Annotated in this window: 22 protein-coding genes and 1 pseudogene; 15 read left to right on the forward strand and 8 right to left on the reverse strand. The window is 65.1% G+C overall.

Annotated elements, in window-relative coordinates; translation table 11 throughout:
- Positions 1-45 precede the first annotated feature (45 nt).
- Both ACE04A_RS13295 and queF read right to left on the reverse strand, forming a co-directional pair.
- Positions 46-1,200, reverse strand: coding sequence for a M20 aminoacylase family protein (locus tag ACE04A_RS13295; protein WP_485820198.1), 1,155 nt, complete (start codon positions 1,198-1,200; stop codon positions 46-48).
- 133 nt (positions 1,201-1,333) lie between these two features.
- The gene (gene queF, locus ACE04A_RS13300; protein WP_259246086.1) at positions 1,334-2,158 is read right to left on the reverse strand and encodes an NADPH-dependent 7-cyano-7-deazaguanine reductase QueF; all 825 of its coding nucleotides are present in this window, start codon (positions 2,156-2,158) and stop codon (positions 1,334-1,336) included.
- Positions 2,159-2,479: 321 nt separating this feature from the next.
- Here queF and aceA point away from each other — a divergent pair, with 321 nt between their 5' ends.
- A complete protein-coding gene (gene aceA, locus ACE04A_RS13305) occupies positions 2,480-3,799 on the forward strand; it encodes an isocitrate lyase (RefSeq protein ID WP_100856496.1) in 1,320 nt (439 codons plus the stop codon).
- A 164-nt stretch (positions 3,800-3,963) separates the two neighbouring features.
- On the opposite strand, the gene ACE04A_RS13310 is transcribed toward aceA, so the two are convergent.
- The gene (locus tag ACE04A_RS13310) at positions 3,964-5,028 is read right to left on the reverse strand and encodes an NAD(P)-dependent alcohol dehydrogenase (protein ID WP_485820199.1); all 1,065 of its coding nucleotides are present in this window, start codon (positions 5,026-5,028) and stop codon (positions 3,964-3,966) included.
- Positions 5,029-5,133: 105 nt separating this feature from the next.
- Here ACE04A_RS13310 and ACE04A_RS13315 point away from each other — a divergent pair, with 105 nt between their 5' ends.
- Positions 5,134-6,024, forward strand: coding sequence for a LysR family transcriptional regulator (locus tag ACE04A_RS13315; protein ID WP_448717332.1), 891 nt, complete (start codon positions 5,134-5,136; stop codon positions 6,022-6,024).
- Between the two features lie 47 nt (positions 6,025-6,071).
- Here ACE04A_RS13315 and bioD read toward each other — a convergent pair whose 3' ends face one another.
- From bioD to ACE04A_RS13330, 3 genes are read right to left on the reverse strand one after another with little or no spacing between them, the layout of a single operon-like run.
- Positions 6,072-7,508, reverse strand: a complete 1,437-nt coding sequence (bioD, locus tag ACE04A_RS13320; RefSeq protein WP_485820200.1) for a dethiobiotin synthase — start codon at positions 7,506-7,508, stop codon at positions 6,072-6,074.
- Positions 7,508-8,245, reverse strand: coding sequence for an alpha/beta fold hydrolase (locus tag ACE04A_RS13325; RefSeq protein ID WP_448717329.1), 738 nt, complete (start codon positions 8,243-8,245; stop codon positions 7,508-7,510). Before ACE04A_RS13325 ends, bioD begins: the two co-directional genes overlap by 1 nt.
- A complete protein-coding gene (locus ACE04A_RS13330; RefSeq protein WP_448717328.1) occupies positions 8,242-9,429 on the reverse strand; it encodes an aminotransferase class I/II-fold pyridoxal phosphate-dependent enzyme in 1,188 nt (395 codons plus the stop codon). Before ACE04A_RS13330 ends, ACE04A_RS13325 begins: the two co-directional genes overlap by 4 nt.
- 149 nt (positions 9,430-9,578) lie before the next feature.
- Between ACE04A_RS13330 and ACE04A_RS13335 the strand changes: the two genes are divergently transcribed.
- The 10 genes from ACE04A_RS13335 to ACE04A_RS13380 all read left to right on the forward strand — a co-directional run bounded on the left by ACE04A_RS13335 (position 9,579) and on the right by ACE04A_RS13380 (position 17,846).
- The gene (locus tag ACE04A_RS13335; protein WP_448717327.1) at positions 9,579-10,847 is read left to right on the forward strand and encodes an adenosylmethionine--8-amino-7-oxononanoate transaminase; all 1,269 of its coding nucleotides are present in this window, start codon (positions 9,579-9,581) and stop codon (positions 10,845-10,847) included.
- A 100-nt stretch (positions 10,848-10,947) separates the two neighbouring features.
- Positions 10,948-11,952, forward strand: coding sequence for a hypothetical protein (locus ACE04A_RS13340; RefSeq protein WP_485820214.1), 1,005 nt, complete (start codon positions 10,948-10,950; stop codon positions 11,950-11,952).
- Positions 11,949-12,122, forward strand: a complete 174-nt coding sequence (gene ccoS, locus ACE04A_RS13345) for a cbb3-type cytochrome oxidase assembly protein CcoS (protein WP_391431342.1) — start codon at positions 11,949-11,951, stop codon at positions 12,120-12,122. Before ACE04A_RS13340 ends, ccoS begins: the two co-directional genes overlap by 4 nt.
- Positions 12,123-12,259: 137 nt before the next feature.
- Positions 12,260-13,765, forward strand: coding sequence for a cytochrome-c oxidase, cbb3-type subunit I (gene ccoN, locus ACE04A_RS13350; RefSeq protein ID WP_100856486.1), 1,506 nt, complete (start codon positions 12,260-12,262; stop codon positions 13,763-13,765).
- 12 nt (positions 13,766-13,777) lie between these two features.
- A complete protein-coding gene (gene ccoO, locus ACE04A_RS13355; protein WP_448717323.1) occupies positions 13,778-14,560 on the forward strand; it encodes a cytochrome-c oxidase, cbb3-type subunit II in 783 nt (260 codons plus the stop codon).
- Between the two features lie 2 nt (positions 14,561-14,562).
- Positions 14,563-14,739, forward strand: coding sequence for a cbb3-type cytochrome oxidase subunit 3 (locus ACE04A_RS13360; RefSeq protein WP_100856484.1), 177 nt, complete (start codon positions 14,563-14,565; stop codon positions 14,737-14,739).
- Entirely contained in the window at positions 14,736-15,770 is a 1,035-nt protein-coding gene (gene ccoP / locus ACE04A_RS13365; RefSeq protein WP_448717321.1) for a cytochrome-c oxidase, cbb3-type subunit III, read from the forward strand. The genes ACE04A_RS13360 and ccoP overlap by 4 nt, the downstream gene beginning before the upstream one ends.
- A gap of 78 nt (positions 15,771-15,848) precedes the next feature.
- Positions 15,849-17,339 carry a cytochrome c oxidase accessory protein CcoG gene (gene ccoG, locus ACE04A_RS13370; RefSeq protein WP_485820201.1) on the forward strand — a complete coding sequence of 497 codons (1,491 nt, stop codon included), beginning with the start codon at positions 15,849-15,851 and terminating at the stop codon, positions 17,337-17,339.
- 18 nt (positions 17,340-17,357) lie between these two features.
- A complete protein-coding gene (locus ACE04A_RS13375) occupies positions 17,358-17,594 on the forward strand; it encodes a FixH family protein (protein WP_279996041.1) in 237 nt (78 codons plus the stop codon).
- Positions 17,595-17,609: 15 nt separating this feature from the next.
- Positions 17,610-17,846: a hypothetical protein gene (locus tag ACE04A_RS13380; RefSeq protein WP_100856481.1), complete on the forward strand. Its 237-nt coding sequence runs from the start codon at positions 17,610-17,612 to the stop codon at positions 17,844-17,846.
- 176 nt (positions 17,847-18,022) lie between these two features.
- Here the strand turns inward: ACE04A_RS13380 and ACE04A_RS13385 are convergent, their stop codons facing one another.
- Together ACE04A_RS13385 and ACE04A_RS13390 are read right to left on the reverse strand one after the other, a co-directional pair.
- Entirely contained in the window at positions 18,023-18,373 is a 351-nt protein-coding gene (locus ACE04A_RS13385; RefSeq protein ID WP_259246104.1) for a zinc ribbon domain-containing protein YjdM, read from the reverse strand.
- Between the two features lie 101 nt (positions 18,374-18,474).
- Positions 18,475-19,398, reverse strand: coding sequence for a LysR family transcriptional regulator (locus ACE04A_RS13390; protein ID WP_279996039.1), 924 nt, complete (start codon positions 19,396-19,398; stop codon positions 18,475-18,477).
- A gap of 121 nt (positions 19,399-19,519) precedes the next feature.
- On the opposite strand from ACE04A_RS13390, the pseudogene ACE04A_RS13395 reads away from it, so the two are divergent.
- From ACE04A_RS13395 to ACE04A_RS13405, 3 genes and pseudogenes are all read left to right on the forward strand, one after another.
- A pseudogene (locus tag ACE04A_RS13395) lies at positions 19,520-20,495 on the forward strand (Bug family tripartite tricarboxylate transporter substrate binding protein).
- A gap of 6 nt (positions 20,496-20,501) precedes the next feature.
- The gene (locus tag ACE04A_RS13400) at positions 20,502-21,527 is read left to right on the forward strand and encodes a 4-hydroxythreonine-4-phosphate dehydrogenase PdxA (RefSeq protein WP_485820202.1); all 1,026 of its coding nucleotides are present in this window, start codon (positions 20,502-20,504) and stop codon (positions 21,525-21,527) included.
- 13 nt (positions 21,528-21,540) lie between these two features.
- The gene (locus tag ACE04A_RS13405) at positions 21,541-22,713 is read left to right on the forward strand and encodes an L-rhamnonate dehydratase (protein WP_427967516.1); all 1,173 of its coding nucleotides are present in this window, start codon (positions 21,541-21,543) and stop codon (positions 22,711-22,713) included.
- Positions 22,714-22,718 lie beyond the last annotated feature (5 nt).

Raw genomic sequence — 22,718 nt, forward strand, 5'->3', positions numbered from 1 at the left:
TTGCGTGGCAACCCCCCCTGGACTCGACAGCAAGAAAAGGGGGGATCAGCCCAGGCGGTCGCGCACGATCTCTACGAAGACCGCTGCGCCGATGGGCAGGATGTCGTCGTCGAAATCGTATTCAGGGTGATGGCAGAAGTGGCCGTCCTGGCCGACGAAGAAGTAGGCGCCGGGACATTCCTGAAGCAGGTAGGAGAAATCTTCCGAGGCCATCAAGGGCGTGACGCGGTCGTCCACCGCGTCGATGCCGACCACGCGCGCCGCCGCGGCAGCGACCGGGGCGGCCGGGCCGGGTGCATTGATGGTGGGCGGGCAGCCCAGGCCGAACTCGCAGTCGATGCGGGTGGCGTTGGACAGGGCCAGGCCGTCGCAGATTTCGCGCACGCGGCGCAAGGCGGTTTCGCGGGCGGGGATGCTCATGGTGCGCACCGTGCCCCGCAGTTCCATCAGGTCGGGGATGACGTTGGGCGCGGTGCCGCCGTTCATCATGCCCACGCTGACCACGCCCGCCACCAGCGGATCCAAGGACCGGCTGACCACGGTTTGCAGCATGCCCACCAACTGGCTGGCGATTACTACCGGGTCGTTGCCTTGCTGCGGCATGCCGCCGTGGCAGCCCACGCCATGCACGCGGATGGTGAAGCCGTCGTAGGCGGCCAGCAACGCGCCTTCGCGCACGGCGACGCGGCCCTTGCCCAGCATCGGATTGTTGTGCAGGCCATAGATTTCGTCGCAGGGAAAGCGCGTGAACAGCCCGTCTTCGATCATCGCCGCGCCGCCGGCGAGCGTTTCCTCGGCCGGTTGGAAGATGAAATTAAGCGTGCCTGCAAAGTCACGGTTCTGCGACAGGTGTTGCGCCACCGCCAACAGCGTGGCGGTGTGCCCATCGTGCCCACAGCCATGGAAGCTGCCTTCGTGGGTGGAGCGGTAAGGCAGGGTGGTTTTTTCCTGCATGGGCAGCGCGTCCATGTCGGCCCGCAGCCCGATGCGACGGTCGCCGGGGCGTTCGCCCCGCAACACCGCCACCACGCCCGTGCGGCCGATGCCGCTATGCACCTCCAGGCCCCACTGTTTGAGCTTGGCCGCGACCAGTTCGGCGGTGCGGTGTTCTTGAAAACCTAATTCCGGATGCGCGTGCAGGTCTTGCCGCCATTGCGCGAATTCGGGTTGACGCTCGACAAACCAATCACGGACTTGCATTGCCGCCTCCTGGGGGAAGTGAAATGGCTGAGGTTCGGATGTGGCGGCGGGCCGGGCGGCCCGCCTGATGCCGTGGGAACCTTAGACGATATCGTCGGCGGAAGGTGAATCTGTAACTGGTCGTGAGCTGGGCCTATTGGCGGACTGTGCGTACGTCGGCCGGGGGCGACGTTTCCACGTTGCTGCGCCACGGGTTGATGTCCAGCCCGCCACGGCGCGTGTAGCGCGCGTAGACCGTGAGGTGTTCCGGGGCGCAGGCGGCCTGGATGTCGCTGAAGATGCGTTCCACGCAGTGCTCGTGGAATTCGGCGTGCTGGCGGAACGACACCAGATAGCGCAGCAGCGATTCGCGGTCGATGGGGGCGCCCCGGTAGCGGATCTGCACGCTGGCCCAATCGGGCTGGCCGGTTACCGGGCAGTTGGACTTCAACAGGCGCGAGGCCAGCGTTTCTTCGACCACATCGCCGGGCCGGGTGCGCAGCAGCTCGGGTGCGGGCTCGTAAGTGTCGATCTCTATGTCCAGCTTGTCGATATAGATGCCGTCCATCTCCGCCATCCGCAATTCTGAAAAACGTTGCGGCAGGAAGAAATCCAGGCCAACCGGCGCGCCCGCGGCGGCGCTCAGGTCGCGTTCCAGGCGCCCACGCAGGGCGGCCGAATTCACCAGGCGCGTCTGGTTGAACGAATTCAAATAGAGCTTGAACGACTTGGATTCAATGATGTTGGGGCTGTCTGCCGGCACCGAGAACGTGGCCATGGCCACGCGTGGTTTGCCCTTGGCGTCCAGCCAGGACAGCTCGTAGGCGTTCCAGATATCCACGCCGGTGAACGGCAGCTTGCCGGCTTCCAGGTTCAGCGCTGCTCGATTGTGCGAGCGCGCGATGGGAAACAGCAGCGAGGGATCGTATTGCGAGGCGTAGGCCACGCTTTGGCCCAAGGGTCCGTGAGACAGGGTCATGGCAAATCAAGGAAATCGGAGGAATAGCGGCATTGTAGGCGGTCGGAAAAACGCCGAATTTCCGCATTATGAAATGTAAGTCTCGTCATGTGAAAGTTCCTGCTGCTGCGCAACCAAAGCGCATTTCACAGATGGCAAAGTCGTTCCGCAATACGAAATGGAAGTTTTAATTCATTGATTTTAAAGAAAAACATTTTTCATCTTCTATAAGACATAAGCCCACATTGCCCTGCAGCACAGGCATAGACTTTGTCCAACGATTCACGCAATGCAAGACGCGAATCTTTTGAAGTTTTCCTATCACTGACCAGGAGCATCACCATGAGCACTCGCGAAACCGAAATCCGCAATTTGCAGAAAGACTGGGCCGAGAACAGCCGCTGGCAAGGCATCAAGCGCGACTACAGCGCCGAGGATGTCATCCGCCTGCGCGGCTCGATCAGCGTGCAGCACACGCTGGCCGAACGTGGCGCGACCCGGCTGTGGGAATCCCTGCATAGCGAGCCCTTCGTGAATTCGCTGGGCGCCCTGACCGGCAACCAGGCCATGCAGCAGGTCAAGGCCGGCCTGAAGGCCATCTACCTGTCGGGCTGGCAAGTGGCCGGTGACGCCAACCTGGCCGGCGAGATGTACCCCGACCAGTCGCTGTACCCCGCCAACTCGGTGCCGCAAGTGGTTCGCCGCATCAATAATTCCTTGTCGCGTTGCGACCAGATCCAGTGGATGGAAGGCAAGAACCCGGGCGACGAGGGCTACATCGATTATTTCGCGCCCATCGTGGCGGATGCCGAAGCCGGTTTCGGCGGCGTGCTGAACGCCTTTGAACTGATGAAGGCCATGATCGACGCGGGCGCGGCCGGCGTCCACTTCGAAGACCAGTTGGCTTCAGTGAAGAAGTGCGGCCACATGGGCGGCAAGGTGCTGGTGCCTACCCGCGAGGCCGTCGCCAAGCTGGTGTCGGCCCGCCTGGCCGCCGATACGATGGGCACGCCCACCGTGTTGCTGGCTCGTACCGACGCCGACGCGGCAGACCTGGTGACCAGCGACGTCGACGAAAACGACCGCCCGTTCATCACCGGCGAGCGCACCGTGGAAGGCTTCTTCCGCACCAAGGCCGGCATCGACCAAGCGATTTCGCGCGGCCTGGCCTATGCGCCCTACGCTGACTTGATCTGGTGCGAAACGTCCACGCCCAACCTGGAATACGCCCGCAAGTTCGCGGACGCCATCCATCGCCAATTCCCGGGCAAGCTGCTGGCGTACAACTGCTCGCCCTCGTTCAACTGGAAGAAGAACCTGGACGACGGCACCATCGCCAAGTTCCAGCGCGAGCTGGGCGCCATGGGCTACAAGTTCCAGTTCATCACGCTGGCCGGCTTCCATGCGCTGAACTACGGCATGTTCGAACTGGCCCACGGCTATGCCCGCCGCCAGATGAGCGCCTTCGTGGAATTGCAGCAGAAGGAATTCGCCGCCGCCGACTTGGGCTTCACCGCCGTGAAGCACCAGCGCGAAGTGGGCACCGGCTACTTCGACGCCGTGACGCAGACGATCGAAAACGGCCAGTCTTCCACCACCGCCTTGACCGGGTCCACGGAAGAGGCCCAGTTTGAACACGGCAAGGAACAGAAGGTGGCTTGATCGCGTTATCGCGTTATCGCACTACCGCATGATCCGTCGCCCGGTAAGTGGTTGACCGGGTGACGCATTGATTGCTTTGCAGTTGCAGTTGTAGGTGCTGTTGTAGGGTGGATTCGGGGTGCCTTCGGGCACCCTTTTTTTCCCCAGGTCAGCACGCTTGCGCGTCAGGCGGCGGCCGCCTCTTTCTCAAGCGAGGCCATGTCGATCACGAAGCGGTACTTCACATCGTTCTTGGCCAGGCGCTCATAGGCGTCGTTCACGGCCTGGATCGGCACGATCTCGACATCGCTGACGATGCCGTGTTCGGCGCAGAAGTCCATCATCTCTTGTGTTTCCTGCATGCCGCCAATCGCCGAGCCGGCAATCGACTTGCGCCCCAGGATGAGGTTGGCGCCCGGGATCGGATCCAGCGGCGTCAGCGCGCCCACCAGCGCCATCGTGCCGTTCAGCGTCAGCAATGCCAGGTACGGATTCACGTCATGGCTGACGGGCACCGTGTTCAACAGGAAATCGAACGAGCCGGCATGCGCGGCCATTGCCTCTGCGTCGCGCGACACCAGGACTTCGTCAGCGCCCAGGCGCTTGGCGTCGCGGCCCTTGTCGGCCGACGTCGTGATCATCACCACGTGCGCGCCCATCGCGTGCGCGAATTTCACGCCCATGTGGCCCAGGCCGCCCAAGCCGATGACGCCCACTTTCTGGCCGGGGCCGACCTTCCAGTGACGCAGTGGCGAATAGGTGGTGATGCCGGCGCACAGCAACGGCGCCACGGCCTTCAGATCCAGCTTGTCGGACACCCGAACGACGAAGTGTTCCTTGACGACGATGTGGTCGGAATAGCCGCCGAACGTCAATTGGTCGCTGCCGCGTTCCTTGTCGTTATAGGTCAGCGTGGCGCCTTGCTCGCAGTATTGCTCGAGGTTCAGGCGGCAGGCCTTGCAGTGTTGGCAGGAATCCACCATGCAGCCCACGCCGGCGTAATCGCCCGCCTTGAACTTGGTGACGTTCTTGCCCACCTGCGCGACGCGGCCGACGATTTCGTGGCCCGGCACCATCGGGTACATCGAATTGCCCCAATCGCCGCGCGCCTGATGCAGGTCGGAATGGCAAATGCCGCTGTACAGGATGTCGATCAGCACGTCGTCGCCGCCCGGTTCGCGGCGCGTGAAGCTGAAGGGAACGAGCGGGGTGTCAGTGCTGTGGGCGGCGTAGCCACGGGCTTGGGTCATGATCGATTCGCAGGAATTTGTTAAGCAGGCGTTCACAATATGCTTCGCCATCCACCGGATCAAGCTAGAATTTCCGCATGTTTTATTGAAGGAATTTGCACAATCATGCAGGCGGATAACCTGTCCCATCTGGCCGCCTTCGCCGCCGTGGCCCGGCATTGCAGCTTTCGCCGCGCGGGCGAGGAACTGGCCCTGTCCACGTCCGCCGTCAGCTACGCCATCCGCAACCTGGAAGAGCGACTGGGCGTGAACCTGTTCAATCGCACGACGCGCAGCGTCGCGTTGACCGCCGCCGGGCAGCGCCTGGCCGAACGCTTGCTTCCCGCGCTTGCCGACCTGGGCGACGCGCTTGAAGAAATGAACCACTTTCGCGGCGCCGCGTCCGGCACGTTGCGCATCAACACATCGCGGGCCGCGTCCTACATGCTGTTGATGCCGTTCGCCGCGCGCTTCCTGGCCGCGTATCCGGATATTCAGTTGGAAATCGCCGAGGACGACAGCTTTGTCGACATCGTGGCATCGGGCTTTGACGCGGGCGTGCGTTTGTTGGAGGCCGTGCCTGAAGACATGGTGGCCGTGCAGATCGGCCCGGCGTTGCGCGCGGCGGTGGTAGCCTCGCCCGCCTACCTGGCAGGCCGGCCCTTGCCCCGCCATCCCCACGACTTGCTGAACCATGCGTGCGTACGCTACCGCTTCCCCAGCGGGCGCTTCTACAAGTGGGAATTCGAAAAGGATGGCGTTGCGATGGAAGTCGACGTGACCGGCCGCATCGCGCTTAGCGACGTGCACGCGGAAGTGCGCGCGGCGGTGGACGGCATCGGCATCGGCTGCGTGCCGGAACACTACGTGCGCGATCTGCTGCAATCGGGCCAGTTGACGCGGATGCTTGACGACTGGTGCCCGACGATACCGGGCTTCATGCTGTACTACCCGCGCCAACGTCGCGTGTCGTCAGCCTTACGGGCGTTTATCGACATGGCGAAACAGACGGGCTAGCGCGGGGCAGGGGGAGGCGGAGCGGGCGGTGCTGTACTTCCCGACCCCTAATCCGCTACCGTCGGCGCCTCGCCCAGCGCCGCCAAACATTCCTCTAGCGCCGGAATACCCTGCGCCAGCCTCGCGACCGTTGCCGCGTCGACGTGCGACAGCGGCGGGATTTCTGCCAGTACCCGGACGTCGCCGAAGCGTTCGATGGCTTCCTTGTTGCCGGGGGACAGCGGGCCGCTCATCACCACGCCCAGAATCGGGATGCCGCGGCGCTTCAGGGCTTCCAGGCTGAGGAGCGTGTGGTTGATGGTGCCCAGGCCGCTGCGCGCCGCCAGCACTACGGGCATGTCCAGGCGGGCGATCAGGTCGATCATCATGTGCGTGTCGTCGATGGGCACGTACAGGCCGCCCGCGCCTTCCACGATCAAAGGCGCGGTGGTGGCGGGGGGCACGATGCTGGTGGCGTCGACGACCGTGTCTTCCAGCGTGGCGGCCGCCCAGGGCGACAGCGGCGCTTGCAGCACGTAGGCGGGCAGGTGCAGGCGTTCGGGCGGCAGTTGCGCCAGTTCGGCCACGGTGTCGGTGTCGCCCCGTTCTTCGGATACGCCGGTCTGCACCGGTTTCCAGTAGTCGGCGTTCCAGGCGCGCGCGAGGATGGCGGACACCAGCGTCTTGCCGATGCCGGTGTCAGTGCCGGTCACGAAAACCCCGGCGGGGCGTTGCGTTGATTGTTTCCACATACCGTAGGCCAGGTGATACGTCACCGTGGCTCCTTGTTCGTCAAACGCCGCCAGCACGCGGCGCAGCGCCGCCGCGGATAGCGGCGGGCGTCCGGGCGCGGGCGTGGTGGCCCCGATGCCTTTCAAGCCTTTCAGAAAAGTCAGGCCATCAGGATGATTTTGTATCAGCCGTTCGCCGCGCACGCCACCGGCCAGATTGCTCATGGCCGGGCGGATGAGCCGGCACGGCGGGTAGGGCGGCGTGGGGGGGACGTAGCCCGCCGCCTGATGCGCGCGCTGCCATTCGGTGAAGGTGCCGTCGGCCAGCGTCGCGACGGCAAGATGGCCGCCGGGCGCCAGCAGCGCGGCCAGCCGGCCGAGGCCGCCGTTCAGGTCGGTGAACCACTGCACGGCCAGGCTGGAGCAGATCAGGTCGTACTCGCCATCCAGCGCCTGGGGGTGCTCGCCGTCCATCAATTGGAAGCGCGACGTGCCGGGTAGCGCCGGGCCGCGCTGGGCGGCGGCGAGCATGGCGGGAGAGATGTCGGTGATGGTCCAGTCCGCCTCGCCCAGCCGGCGCGCCAGGGCCTGAGTCAGCAAGCCGGTGCCGCAGCCGATTTCCAGGATGCGAGGACGCGTAGGCAAGTCCAGGCACGCGATGTCGCTGGCCAGCCGTTCGGCCGTAATGCGCTGGATGGGCGCGTGGTCTTCATAGCGGTGGGCAGCGGCGCCGAAGCGGGCGGCGACCCGGGTGTTACGTGGCGTGGCTTGCATCAGGCGGCACGTGACAGGCGGTCAATGAAACCGGCGATGTGGCGCGCGCACCAGGGCGCGGCCGACACCGGCAACAAATGGCCGCCGTGTTCCAGGTCGTGCCGTTCGTCGCCCAAGCGGCCGCCAAACGCGGCTTGCGTCATGGCGGCGGGGACGATGGGGTCGTCCAGTCCGGCCAAAATCAGCAAGGGCACGGGTAGCGCCGCCAAGGCGTGGCGCTGGTCTTCGTCGCGCAAGGCTTCCAGGTCGCGGGCCAGGGGTTGCAGGTGTGGTTCACCGAAGGCGGAAGCGTCTCCGCAACGTTCGCGAAAGTCTTGCAGCACAGCGGTGGGGTCGGTCGACAACCGTTTCAACATGCGGTCCAGCATGCGGCGCGGCACCCCGGCGTCAAAGTCCGGCGCGGCGCCGAAGCGCGGGAATCCGTTGATCGACACCAGGCCCACACAGTTGGGCGGCAGATCCCGCAACAAGCGCAGCACGCCCATTGAATGGCCGATCGCGATGAGGGGGCCGGTGGCGGGGTCCATGACCCGTCCGATGGCTGGATCTGCAACATGGCCGACGACTGGGTCTATCACTCGGCCGATGGCTGTTGCCGGCGCTTGCGCGGCGCCGAAATAGCCGGCGTCGGCAACCTCGTGTGGCCAGTCGCCAAGCTCGGCGCGCAGCGGCGTCCAGACAGACGCGTCGAACGCCCAGCCGTGTACGAAGAGCAGGGTGGGGCGTGTGCGGATCATGCCAGCACCGCCTTGATGCCATCGATCAGTTGCGCGACGTCGGCGTCGCGGTGCGCGGCGCTGAGCGTCAGGCGCAGTCGGCTGGTGCCGGCCGGCACGGTGGGCGGGCGGATGGCCACGGCCAGCAGGCCCCGGCGTTCCAGGGCGGCCGCCATGTCCAGCGCGCGCGCTTCGTCGCCCACGATGGCGGGCACGATCTGCGTGGAGGAATCGCCGGTGTCCAAGCCCATGCCTTGCAGCGCGGCGCGCAGCCCGTCACCGGCGGCAGTCAGCCGGGCGCGCTCGGCGTCCAGCGTGGGCACCAGGTCCAGCGCGGCGTCCATGGCGCCCAGCACGGCGGGCGGCAGCGCCGTTGTGTAGATGAAGCCAGAGCAGGTGTTGACCAGGTAGTCGCACAGCGCGCGCGACCCGGCCACATACGCGCCGAAGCCGCCCAGCGCCTTGCTGAACGTGCCCATCGCCAGGTCGATACGCCCCGGCGCCAAGCCCGCCAATCCCATGCCGCCCGGCCCCAGTACGCCGGTGGCATGCGCCTCGTCCAGGTAGACAAAGGCCTGATAGCGGTCGGCCAGGTCCGCCAGCCGGACGACGTCGGTTCGGTCGCCGTCCATGCTGAATACGCTTTCCGTGACGATGAAGCGGGCCACGGGCTTGCCCGCGCCGGCCTGCACGCGAGCGGCGAGCAGGCTTTCCAGATGATCCAGGTCGTTATGCCGGAACCGGATCTGCCTGACCCCGGCCGCCTGGCAACCCTGGTGCAGGCTAGCGTGATTGAGCTTGTCGGCGTACAGCTCGATCTCGCCCAGGCTTGCGGCGGCGCGCAGCAGGGCGGGCAGAACGGCGGCGTTGGCCTGCCAGCCCGAGGCCAGCAGCAGCGCGGCCTCGGTGCCTTTCAGGCGAGCCAGCTTGGCCTCCACCTGTTCGTGCAAGTCCAGGTTGCCGCATACCAGCCGCGAGGCCTGGGCACCCGCGCCGTGGCGGGCCGCCCATTCCCGGGCGCGTTCAACAAGCAGCGGGTGCTTGGACAGGCCCAGGTAATCATTGCTGGAAAAGTTCAGCACGGGCGCGCCATTGAGCACGATGCGCCCGGGCGGCGCGGCCGTGGCGGTGCGCAAGCGGCGGCGTACGCGGCGGGTGTCGGCGGCGGCCAACTCGGAAGAAAACAGGGAATCCAGCTTTGACATCAATCGTTCCGGCAGCGGCCGGGCAAGGGAAGCGCCCGCGCCAAGCCGTAGAATGCGGGCCATTGTAGTGGAGGCGCGCAGGGCGTTTTCCGGCGTTCGGGACGCCAGGAATGCCCCTGCGACCGCGCCTGTTTTTTCGGAGCTTAACCATGCACACGCCCGACTGGGTGGCCCAGGGCCAACCTCATATCTGGCTTCCCTATGCCCAAATGAAAACGGTGACGCCGCCGCTGCCCGTGGTGCGCAGCCACGGCAGCCGGCTGGAACTGGCGGACGGGCGCAGCCTGATCGATGGCGTGGCGTCCTGGTGGACGGCCTGTCACGGTTACAACCACCCGCACATCGCCCAGGCCGTGCGCGCGCAACTGGACGCCATGCCGCATGTGATGTTCGGCGGTCTGACCCACGAGCCCGCGCTGACCCTCGCGCGCCGCCTGGCTGGCTTGCTGGGGCCGGGGCTGGACCGCGTCTTCTACACCGACTCCGGGTCGGTGGCGGTAGAAGTCGCCATGAAGATGGCGGTGCAGTTCTGGCTGAATCAGGGCGAGCGCGGCCGCAGCCGCTTTGTAGCGTTTCGGGGCGGCTATCACGGCGATACGTTCGGCACCATGGCCGTGTGCGACCCCGACGACGGCATGCACAGCCTGTACCGGGGCATGCTGGCCGAGCACGACATCGTGGACCTGCCGCGCGACGACGCCGCCTACGCCGCGCTGGATCAGTTCCTGCAAGCGCGCGCGCCGCAATTGGCGGGCATTCTTGTCGAGCCGCTGGTGCAGGGCGCGGGCGGCATGCTGCTGCATGACCCGGAAGTGCTGCGCCGCTTGCGCCGCCTGGCGGACCGCCACGGCCTCTTGCTGATCTTCGACGAGATCTTCACCGGCTTCGGGCGCACCGGCACCATGTTCGCCTTCGAGCAGGCCGGCATCAAGCCCGACATCATCACCTTGTCCAAGGCGCTGACGGGCGGCACGCTGCCGCTGGCCGCCACGGTGGCCAGCAACCGGGTGTTCGACGCCTTCTGGTCCGACAACCCGGCGCACGCGCTGATGCACGGCCCCACGTTCATGGGCAATGCGCTGGCCTGCGCGGCGGCCAATGCCTCGCTGGATCTGTTCGAGTCCGAACCCCGGCTGGCGCAGGCGCAAGCGCTGTCGCTGGCCTTGGCAACCGGCCTGGAACCCTGCCGCGCCTTGCCCTGGGTGCGCGACGTGCGCGTGCTGGGCGCCATCGGCGTGGTGGAGCTGGACGGCATCACCGACCGCGAAGCCTTGAAGCGCCGGCTGGTCGAGGCGGGCGTGTGGGTGCGCCCCTTCGGCAACGTCGTCTACCTGACGCCGGCGCTGACGATCGATGGCGACGACCTGGCCGCCTTGACTCGCGCGGTGGTGGCCGTGCTGCGCCAGCAGCGCCCTTGATCCGATCTGTGGACACGCTGGACACGGCAGGCAAGCCGCAACAAAAAGCGGCTTGATCCAGATCAAGGTGCTGGGCGAGGGCGCTCGTTACCATCGGCGCATGCGAGCAAAATCGATCTTCGCCGTCCCGTCCTGCCTGTCGGATACCGACCGCCAGCAGCGCCGCCATGCCTTGGTGCGCCTGTCGCTGGCCTGGCTGGCGATGATGCAGGTGATGATGTTTGCCTGGCCCGGCTACCTGCGCCACGAGAGCATGCCCGCCGACGCCCTGGAAACGCTGGACTGGGCCATCGTGCTGATGAACTGGGCCAGCTTCGCGCTGACCATTCCCGTGGTGCTGTATTCGGCCTGCCCCATCTGGCGACATGCCGGCCACAACCTGCGCCACGGCCGCGCTGGCATGGATGTGCCGGTGGCGCTGGGCATCGTCGCCGCGTTCATACCCAGCGTGCACGCCACCTGGACGGGGCGCGGCGAAGTCTATTTTGATTCCGTCACGATGTTCGTGGCGTTCCTGCTGACCGCGCGCTACCTGGAACTGTGCGGTCGCCAATCATTTGGCGGCGCGGCGGGCGGGGTGCGCCATCAGCGCGTTGAGGCACAACGGCTGGATCTGGGCGCGCGCGCCGATCGCCTGGCGTCGCGTTTCGTGCTGGCGCAGGTGGCCTTGGCGCTGGCCGCCGCCATTGGCTGGGCCTATATCGACCCGGCGCACAGCCTGCCCGTGATGGTGGCGCTGCTGGTCATGAGTTGCCCTTGCGCGATGTCGATGGCGGTGCCCACGGCGATGGCGTCCGCGCACTCGGCGCTGGCGGCGCATCCCAACATGCCCGACGCCGCGCTGGATGCGCTGTTGCAACAGGCGCGCCACAAGGCGCGGCAGAACCTGTACGGGTCGCTCGTCTGGCATCTGCTGATGACGCCGTTGGCGCTGCTGGGCTGGGTGCAGCCTTGGCTGGCCGCCATCACGATGCTGGTGTCGTCGTTGGCAGTTGCCTATAACTCGTGGCGCTTGTGCCGCCGCGACTGGTCCGGCAGCGCGGCGCCCGTGGGCGCGCTGGACGTGGCGACGTTGGAAGCCGCCAAGATGGAAGCAGCGCAATGACCATCCTGTACTTGCTGCTGCCCTTGTCCCTGCTGTTCGTGCTGGCCATCGGCGTATCGCTCTGGTGGGCCGTGTTCAACGGCCAGTACGACGATACCGACAGCGCCGGCACGGCGATCCTGCGCGACGACGACAGCGGCCGCGCCAGCGGCGGCGGCTTCAATTCATAACAAACCCTTGCTGATGCGTTGCGGCGTTGCCGCGTTCCCTTGCTGCCCCACGCGCGCTTGATCCATATCAACGCCGACTTATAGGCCCGGTCCCATCATTCAAGCCTGGAGCTATTTGTTACTTTGGGGGAAGGGTGATGAACGATTGCGCCGCAATCGCAAGCAAGGCCGACACCTTCAACTACAAGATCGTGAGGCAGTTCGCGCTCATGACGGTGGTTTGGGCGATTGTCGGCATGGCTGTGGGCGTTTTTATCGCCGCGCAGCTGATTTGGCCTCAGTTGAATTTCGACACCGCATGGCTCAGCTACGGCCGCCTGCGACCGCTGCACACCAACGCGGTGATCTTCGCCTTTGGCGGCAGCGCGTTGTTCGCAACGTCGTACTACGTGGTCCAGCGCACCTGTCAGACGCGGCTGTTCTGCGACAAGCTTGCCGCCTTCACGTTCTGGGGCTGGCAGGTCGTTATCGTGGCCGCCGCGATCACCTTGCCGATGGGCTTCACCAGCAGCAAGGAATACGCTGAACTGGAATGGCCCATCGACATCCTGATCACGCTGGTCTGGGTGGCCTACGCCATCGTCTTCTTCGGCACCATCATCAAGCGCCGGTCCAAGCACATCTACGTGGCCAACTGGTTCTTCGGCTCGTACATCCTCACCATCGCCATCCTGCACATCTTCAACAACATTGAAATGCCGGTGTCGATGTGGAAGTCGTACTCGGCTTACGCCGGCGTGCAGGACGCCATGGTGCAGTGGTGGTACGGCCATAACGCCGTGGGCTTTTTCCTGACCACCAGCTTCCTGGGCATGATGTATTACTTCGTGCCCAAGCAGGCCGGCCGCCCGATCTATTCGTACCGCCTGTCCATCGTCCACTTCTGGGCGCTGGCCTTCACGTACATGTGGGCGGGTCCGCACCACTTGCTGTACACGTCGCTGCCTGACTGGACGCAATCGTTGGGCATGACGTTTTCGCTGATTCTGCTGGCGCCGTCCTGGGGCGGGATGATCAACGGCATCATGACGCTGCAAGGCGCCTGGTACAAGCTGCGCACTGACCCGATCCTGAAGTTCATGGTCACCGCGCTGTCGTTCTACGGCATGTCCACGTTCGAAGGGTCGATGATGTCGATCCGTACGGTCAACGCGCTGTCGCACTACACGGACTGGACCATCGGCCACGTGCACTCCGGTGCCTTGGGCTGGGTCGCGATGATTTCCTTCGGCTCGCTTTACTACCTGATTCCGCGCCTGTATGGCCGCGAAAAGATGTACAGCGTAAAGGCCATCGAACTGCACTTCTGGATCGCCACCATCGGCGTGGTGCTGTACATCGCCGCCATGTGGATTGCCGGCGTGCAGCAGGGCCTGATGTGGCGCGACACCGCCAGCGACGGCACCCTGGTCTACAGCTTCGTCGAAGAACTGAAGACGCGCGTGCCGTACTACCTGATCCGTTTGCTGGGTGGCACCTTGTTCCTGTCGGGGGTGTTCGTGATGGCCTGGAACGTGTGGATGACGGTGCGCGGTGCGCTGCCGGTCAACCCCGCCATTCCCGAAGACGATCCCCATGCCGCTCGCCCGTCGGTCTCTGCGCCCGACGTGCCCGCCGCGCCCGCCGTGCCGGCCACTGCTTGACGAGAGGACATCATGGCCAACAATAAAACCGGCTTCTTTTCTCACCAGACGCTTGAGAAGAACATCGGCTGGATGATCATCGCCAGCATCCTTGTGGTGTCCTTCGCGGGCCTGGTTCAGATCATTCCGCTGTTCTTCCAGCACAGCACCACCCAGCCCGTGGCGGGCGTCGACCCCTACAGCCCGCTGCGGCTGATGGGGCGCGACGTGTACATCCGTGAAGGCTGCGTAGGCTGCCACTCGCAGCAGGTGCGCGTGCTGGCCGCCGAAGTGCAACGCTACGGCTCGTATTCGACGGCGGCGGAATCGGTCTTCGACCACCCGTTCCTGTGGGGCTCCAAGCGCACCGGGCCCGACCTGGCGCGCGTGGGGGAACGCTATTCCGACGACTGGCATCGCATCCACCTGCGCGACCCGCGCAAGGTGGTGCCGGAATCGAACATGCCCGCGTATCCCTGGCTGCAAAAGACGGTGATCACCGGTCAGAACGTGTCCGACCGCATGCGTGCCTTGCGCACGCTGGGCGTGCCGTACACCGACGAACAGATCGCCGCCGCGCCCAAGGAAATCGAAGGCAAGACGGAAGAGGATGCGCTGGTCGACTACCTGCAAAGCCTGGGCGTGGGCGTGCGCCGCGCCAAGCTGGCCGCCGAAGCCAAGAAGGCGGAAGAGGCCAAGAAGGCGGAAGACGCCAGGAAGGCCGCTGACTCGGCCGCGCCGACCGCGCAGTCCGCCGCGCAGTCCGCCGTGCAGCCCGCCGCGCAGGCGGTTACGCAACCGGCCACGGGAGGCTGATCATGGTGGCTTACCTGAGCGCAATCGTTACCGCCATTTCCATGGCGACCTTTTTCGGCATCGTCTGGTGGGCCTGCTCGCGCGGCCGCCAGGGCGCCAACCGCGAATCGGCCATGTTGCCGTTCGCCCTGCCCGATGAATTCGGCCAGGCACAACAAGATGGAGCGAATCGATCATGAGCGATTTCGTCAATGGCTTCTGGGGGATTTTCATTTCGGTGGTCGCCGTGGGCGGCGTGCTCTGGTGCGTGTGGCTGCTGTACACGCAGCGCCGCTGGCTGGGCGCCAAGCCCGCCGCCGGGCAGGTGGAAGACACCGGCCACGTCTGGGATGGTGACCTGACCGAACTGAACAACCCCGTTCCCACGTGGTGGACGTGGATGTACCTGCTGGCCTGCCTGTTCGCGCTGGGCTATCTGTTCTTCATGCCGGGCCTGGGGTCGTACAAGGGCCAGTTGGGCTATAGCAGCACGGAAGAAGTGGCGCGGCACCAGGCCCAGATGGCAAACGCCGTGCGCCCCATCTACGCGCGTTTTGAAACCATGACCGTGCCGCAGATTTCACAGGACGCGGGCGCCCGTGAAATCGGCCAGCGCCTGTTCCTGAACAACTGCGCGCAATGCCATGGCTCGGACGCCAAGGGCGGCCCCAGCTTTCCCAACCTGACCGATGGCGACTGGCTGCACGGCGGTTCGCCCGAAGTCATCATGAAGACCATCAAGGAAGGCCGCCACGGCGTCATGCCGCCCTGGAAGGCCGCCATTGATGCCAAGGCGGCGGGCGACATCGCGCAGTACGTGCGTTCCTTGTCGGGCCTGACGGCGGACCCGATCCGCGTGTTTCGCGGCAAGCGCGAGTTCGGCAACTTCTGTGTGGCCTGCCACGGCGTGGACGGCAAGGGCAACCCATTGGTGGGCGCGCCCAACCTGACCGACGACGTGTGGCTGTATGGGTCGTCGGAAGCGTCGATCGTGAAGACCATCCTGGACGGCCGCGACAACCGCATGCCCGCGCACGAACACATCCTGAACCCTGAACAGATCAAGGTGTTGACGGCCTGGGTGTGGGGCCTGTCGAACAAGCCGGAAGGTGCGGGAGACGTGCAGGCGGTTGATACCAAGGCGGTTGATACCGCGGCGGTCGATACCGCGGCGGTCGGTACCGCGGCGGTCGGCACCGTCGCGGTCGGCACCGCGCCCTTGGCCAAGTAAGCCGGCCAGTGGCGCTTAGGTGGGGCGGGCCACGCACGGCCGGCCCCACATCATCGGATTCACCGTACGGAGCAGCATATGGATGATGGGTCAACCGCAAGCGTGGGCACGCCGCCTGGCGGCGACCCGCCGCCCTGGCGCCCGCACACGCGGCCGCCACGCCCCGGGGCTGAAACCCTGGAGCAGACGCTGGCGGGCGTGCGCAGCAAGATCTATCCGCGCTCCGTCAGCGGCATCTTCGCCCGCTGGCGCATCGCTTTCGTATTCATCACCCAGCTCATCTTCTACGGTTTGCCCTGGCTGCAATGGAACGGCCGGCAAGCGGTGCTGTTCGACCTGGGCGCGCGCAAGTTCTATCTGTTCGGACTGGTGCTGTGGCCGCAAGACGTCGTGTACCTGGCCGTACTGCTGGTGATCTCGGCGCTGGCGCTGTTCCTGTTCACCGCCGTGGCGGGCCGGCTGTTCTGCGGCTACGCCTGTCCGCAAACGGTCTACACCGAAATCTTCATGTGGATCGAGCGCAAGGTCGAAGGCGACCGCATTGCGCGCATTCGCCTGGACGAGTCGCCGTGGAGCCTGCGCAAGGCGCGCCTGAAAATCACCAAGCACTTCCTGTGGATCGCGCTGGCCTGGTGGACGGGGTCCACCTTCATCGGCTATTTCGCGCCCATCCGCGAACTGGGCCATGAACTGTTCACGCTGCAACTGGGTCCGTGGCAATGGTTCTGGATGCTGTTCTACGGCTTCGCCACCTGGGGCAACGCCGGCTTCATGCGTGAATCCGTGTGCAAGTACATGTGCCCCTATGCGCGCTTCCAGAGCGTCATGGTGGACCCCGACACCTTCGTCGTCACCTACGACAAGCGCCGGGGCGACCCGCGCGGCGGACGCTCGCGCAAGGTCGACCACAAGGCGGCCGGCATGGGTGATTGCGTGGATTGCAGCCTGTGCGTGCAGGTCTGCCCCACCGGCATCGACATCCGCGACGGCCTGCAATACATGTGCATCGGCTGCGGCGCCTGTATCGACGCCTGCGAGCAGGTCATGGACAAGATGCAGTACGAACCCGGCCTTATTCGGTACACGTCGGATCGCGCCATGCAAGACGGCCTGAGCGCCCAAAGCGCGCGCTCGCACCTGCTGCGCCCGCGCGTGCTGATCTACGGCACGCTGATCCTGATCCTGGCCGTGGCGTTTGTGGCGTCGTTGGCGATGCGCAACCCCTTGCGGGTGGACGTCATTCGCGACCGGGGCGCGCTGGGGCGCGAAGTGGCGGGTGGCCAGATTGAAAACGTCTACCGCTTGCAGATCATCAATACGTCGGACACGGCAATGCGGCTGCGCCTGTCGGCCGATGGCATGCCGGGCCTGCAAGTGATGGCCGGGCGCCAGGGCTCGGACACGGTCGACGTCGAAGCGGCGGCCAACAAGCTGGTGCCCATGGTGATCCGGGCGCCCGCGGGCGTTGAACCCGGCGCCCATCCCATCACGCTGCGCGCGCGCGGCCACGACGGCGAAAACCGGTCCATCCATACCGACGAGCCCGCCAGTTTCTACGTACCCGATTAAGCCCGCCAAGGACTGCTCATGACACTTGCCCAACACGCCCCGATCCCGAAGCCCTGGTACCAGGAACCCTGGCCCTGGATTCTGATGGCCGGCCCGTTCGCGGCCATGATCGGATGCTTTGTCACGATCTACTTCGCCTACAGCAACTTCATCCACGAGCCCATCCAGGACGGCGTGGTCAAGCGCGGCCTGGTCATCGAACAGGTTGCACCCCAGGCGAGCGAGGGCGCGGGCGCCGCGCAAGCCAAGCCTTAAGCAGGGAGAGCACAGATGGGCCTGCGTTCATTGATGTGGATTCTGTGGCCGTCGTTCCTGGCGGCCGGGATAGGCAGCGCGCTGATATTCGCGCTGATCGACCCCCTGGATGTGGCGATCTTCGGGCACGTGCCCACGGGGCGCGTAGGCTTCTACACCGTGTCGTTCTTCGTGCTGTGGGTGATGGCGGGCATGTCCAGCACGCTCACGGCGTATCTGATGCCGAAGGCGGCGGAAGACGAAGACCTTTGAACTTCCAGCATTGCTATGGCAGCTGTGAAAAGGCGGCTGTGACAGGGCGGCTCTGAGAGGGCGGCTCTGAGAGGGCGGCTCTGAGAGGGCGGCTTTGACCCCGCCGCCTTGATCCGGCCGCCTTGATCCGGCCGCCCACCCCCGCGGCGCGGTGCCGCCCGGGTGGGCGCCTGGCGTCAGATCTTCTTCACGAATTCCGACTTCAGGCTCATCTGGCCAAAGCCGTCGATCTTGCAATCGATGTCGTGGTCGCTGTCGACCAGGCGGATGCCCTTGACCTTCGTGCCCATCTTCACCACGCCGCTTGAGCCCTTGAGCTTCAGGTCCTTGATGACGGTGATGGTGTCGCCGTCTTGAAGCACGTTGCCGGCTGAATCGCGGTAGACGCGGGCTTCATCGGCGGCTGCGACGGCAGCGGCGGTGTCCTGGGCCGACCACTCATGCGCGCATTCCGGGCAGATGTAGAGGCCGCCGTCTTCGTAGGTGTATTCGGATTGGCATGTGGGGCAGGCGGGCAAAGCACTCACGGGAAGACCTCGGAGAAAACGCGCGCGTGGCGCAATCGGCGATTGTACGTCGCGGCGTTGGTAAATTTCGCTAATTTTCCGCTAACGCGCGGGCATCCTCGTTAATTGTCGTGCAGCAGGTCGATAAAGTGCTGCCCGGCCGCGCTCAAGGGCCGGTCGCGCGGCACGATGCTGCCGAAGGCGGTCAGCGTCTGCCGGATCTGGTAGGGCAGGATCGCCAACAGGCCATGCGCCGCGTACCGGCTGGCGACCGATTCCGGAATCACGCCCAGCATGTGCGACTTCATCGCCAGGTTGGTGGTCGTCAGGATGGACGCCGATTCGATCAGCCCGGGCGGGGTCGCCACGTTGTGCGACCGGAATTCCTGTTCGATCACGTCGCGCATCGGGCTGCCGTGCGGTTGCAGAATCCACGGATACGCCAGCATCGCCTCAAAGTCCAGGCGCTTCTGCATGGCCAGCGGATGGTCCACCGCCGCGATCACGGACAGCGCCTCGTCGCCGATCGGCCGGAACACGTAGTTGCGATCCGACAAGGTCAGCATGCGGCCGATCACCACATCCAGCTTGCCCTCGTTCAAGCGGGCGATCAGCAGGTCGCTGGTGCCGGTGACGATCTCCACGGCAAGCAGCGGATAAGTCTGCTTCAAGCGCAGCAGCGCATCGGTCAGATGTCCGGGCGAGGCCGCCATGATGCTGCCGATGAACAGCTTGCCGGCGCTGCCCAGCCGCAGTTCGTCTAGCTCGCGCGCGAGCGACGACATGGTGCCGCGCATGCCCCGGAAATACCCCATGACGCAGGCGCCGGCCGGCGTCTGCGCCAGCCCGCGTCCCACCCGTTCAAACAGCGGCTGCCCCAGCGCCAGTTCCAGTTCGTGCAGCATTTTGCTGGCGGCCGATTGGGTCATGTTCAGTTGCGACGCCGCAGCCCGCAGCGTGCCGCGTTCGTCGATGGCCAGCAACAGCACGATCTGGCGCATGCGCAGCCGCGAGAGCAGGGCGGGAACATTCAAAGTGCGGTCCATGATTGATCGCCTGTAGTGAACGGTTGGTGCAAAAGTTTCATTTTACGGAAACAGGCGATGTTTCTAAGATGGCTTCACAACAAAAGCCGTATGCGGCGAAGAAACATCAAGGAGACAAACCATGAAGATCCATAAGATTCGCGCCGCCCTGGCGGCCGCCGCGCTGTGCCTGACAACCCTGGCCCCCGCCCAGGCGCAAACCACCGACTGGCCGAACAAGCCGCTGCGCCTGCTGGTGGGGTCCGCGCCTGGCGGCGGTACCGACGCCACCCCGCGCCGTGGCCGACCGCCTGGGCCCGATGCTGAAACAGACCGTGGTGGTGGAAAACAAGCCGGGCGCCTCCAACACGCTGGCGGCAGACCAGGCGGCGAAGTCGGCCGACAACCACACCATGGTGATGGGGGTGTCAACCGCCCACGCCATCGCCCCGCATCTGCTGAAGCTGGGTTACGACAATGACCGCGATCTGACGCCGGTGGTGTTCGTGGGGGCGGTGCCGAACATCCTGGTGGTCAACAACCAAGTGCCGGCCGAGTCCGTGCAGGCGCTGATTGCGCTGATCAAGCGCCGTCCGGGTGAATTCAATTTCGCCAGCAGCGGCGCGGGCAGCACGCAGCACATTGCCGCCGAGTTGTTCAAGGACGCCACGGGCGTGCAGATTACGCACATTCCGTATCGCGGCAGCGGCCCCGCCATGGTCGACCTGATGGGCGGACAGGTGCAGCTGGCGTTTGAAACCGCGTCGTCCGTCATTCCGCACATCAAGAGCGGCAAGGTGCGCGCGCTGGCGGTGCTTAGCGCCCGCCGCAATCCCCAGCTTCCCGATGTGCCCACCATGGCCGAAGCCGGCGTGCCCGGCGTGGAGATGAGCGCGTGGTACGGCATCTACATGCCAGCCAACACGCCCGCCGCTATCCAGAAGCGCATCCATGACGACGTGAACCAGATTCTGGCCCTGCCTGAAACGCAGGCCCGGCTGCTGGCGATCGGGGCGGACATTACGCCGATGAGCCAGGCGCAGTTCGCGCAGTTCCATAAAGCTGAAAACCAGCGCTACGCCAGCATCATCAAGAAGAACAACATTTCCGTGGAATGACCTGAAATGGACACGCAGCAAAAACCCGTTATTGCCCTGACCCTGGGCGACCCGGCCGGCATCGGCGCCGAGCTGATCGCCCGCCTGCTGGCCCGGCCCGAGGCGTGCGAACGCGCCAACATCGTGCTGGTGGGGGATGCCTGGCTGTGGCGCGAAGGCCAGCGCGTGGCGGGCGTGCAGGTGCCGACGCAAGCCGTGGGCAGCATGGTTGCCGTGCGGGGCCGCGCCGATACCCGCCAGCCCGCAAGGCTGGCCATGGACACCGTGCGGCCCGACCAGGTAACCGTGGGGCAGGCCGAGGCGCCCGGCGGTGCGTCGGTGCTGCAAGTGCTTAACGCTTGCATGGACGCGGCGCGCGATGGGCATATCGACGCAATCTGCTTTGCGCCCTTGAACAAGTTCGCCATGAAGCAGGGCGGCTTGCGGCACGACGACGAGCTGCATCACTTTGCGCAGTACCTGGGCGTGACCGGCTACTTCTGTGAATTCAATACGCTGGGCGATCTGTGGACGTCGCGCGTGTCGTCCCACATTCCGCTCAAGGACGCCGCGGCCGCGCTCAGCATCGAAGGCATCAAGGCGGCCACGCGACTCATCTATCGCTCCTTGCAGGCCAACGGCATTGCCGCGCCGCGCGTGGCGGTGGCGGCGTTCAACCCGCACGGCGGCGACGGCGGCACGTGTGGGCGCGAAGAAGTCGAGATCATTGCGCCGGCCGTGCGGCAAATGAACGAGGAAGGGCTGCCGGTGCAGGGGCCGTTTCCCGCCGACACCATTTTCCTGAAGGCGCAGGCCGGACAGTTCCAGGCGATTGTCACCATGTATCACGACCAGGGGCAGATCGCGATCAAGCTGCTGGGCTTTTCCCGCGGCGTCACGGTGCAGGGCGGCCTGCCCATACCCATCACCACGCCCGCGCACGGCACCGCCTACGACATCGCCGGCCTTGGCCGCGCCAATGTGGACGCCACCTGGCAGGCGTTCCTGATCGCCTGCCGCATGGGCGCATCGCACCGAACCTCTATCGTTTGAACAGGACCCCACCATGAAGATCAAATCCGTCCGCGCCCGTGTCTTTGAATGGACCGGCAAGACCGTGCCGCCGCAAGGCAATTTTTGCTCCAACGCCATGGACCTGCTTTATTCACGCGAGGAAACCATGAGCACGTTTCGCTTTCACGGCTGGACGGTGGTGGAAGTGGAAACGGACGACGGCATCGTCGGGCTGGGCAATGTGGCGCTGGCCCCGCGCGTGGCCAAGGCCATCATCGACCAGTACCTGGCGCCCCTGGTGGTGGGCCAGGACCCCTGGGACTACGAATACCTGTGGCAGCGCATGTACCGCGCCACGCATGCGTGGGGCCGCAAGGGCGTGACGATGGCGGCGATTTCCGGCGTGGACCTGGCTATCTGGGACATCCTGGGCAAGTCGGTGGGCAAGCCCGTTTTCAAGCTGCTCGGCGGACGCACCAAGGAGAAGATTCCCGTCTACTACTCCAAGCTGTACCGCACCGACTTGAAAGCCATGCAGGACGAAGCGCAGACCTATCTGGACCAGGGCTTTACCGCGTTCAAGATGCGGTTTGGCTACGGGCCCGCGCATTTGCAGAAGGGCGTGGTCGAAAACCTGAAATCGGTGGAGGCCATTCGCGAAGTCATCGGCTACGACACGGATCTGATGCTGGAATGCTATATGGGCTGGAACCTGGAATACGCCAAGCGCATCCTGCCCAAGCTTGAAAAGTTTGAGCCGCGCTGGCTGGAAGAACCTGTGATTGCGGATGACATCGACGGCTACGCCGAGCTGAACCAACTGACCTCGATTCCGATCTCGGGCGGCGAGCACGAATTTTCGCTGTATGGCTTCAAGCAACTGCTGGACAGGAAGGCCGTGTCGGTGGTGCAGTACGACACCAACCGCGTGGGCGGCATCACGGCGGCGCACAAGATCAACGCGCTGTGCGAAGCCTACAGCGTGCCGGTCATTCCGCATGCCGGCCAGATGCACAACTACCACCTGACGATGAGCACGCTGGCTTCCCCCATGAGCGAGTACTTTCCGATGTTTGATGTGGAAGTCGGCAACGAGCTGTTCTACTACATCTTCGACGGCGAGCCCGTGGCCAAGGAAGGGTTTATCGACCTGGACGACAACACGCCGGGCCTGGGGCTGACGCTGAAGACCGAATACCTCAACGATTTCAACATCATCGAGTAAGCCGC

The organism is Achromobacter colocynthidis, assembly GCF_057334535.1.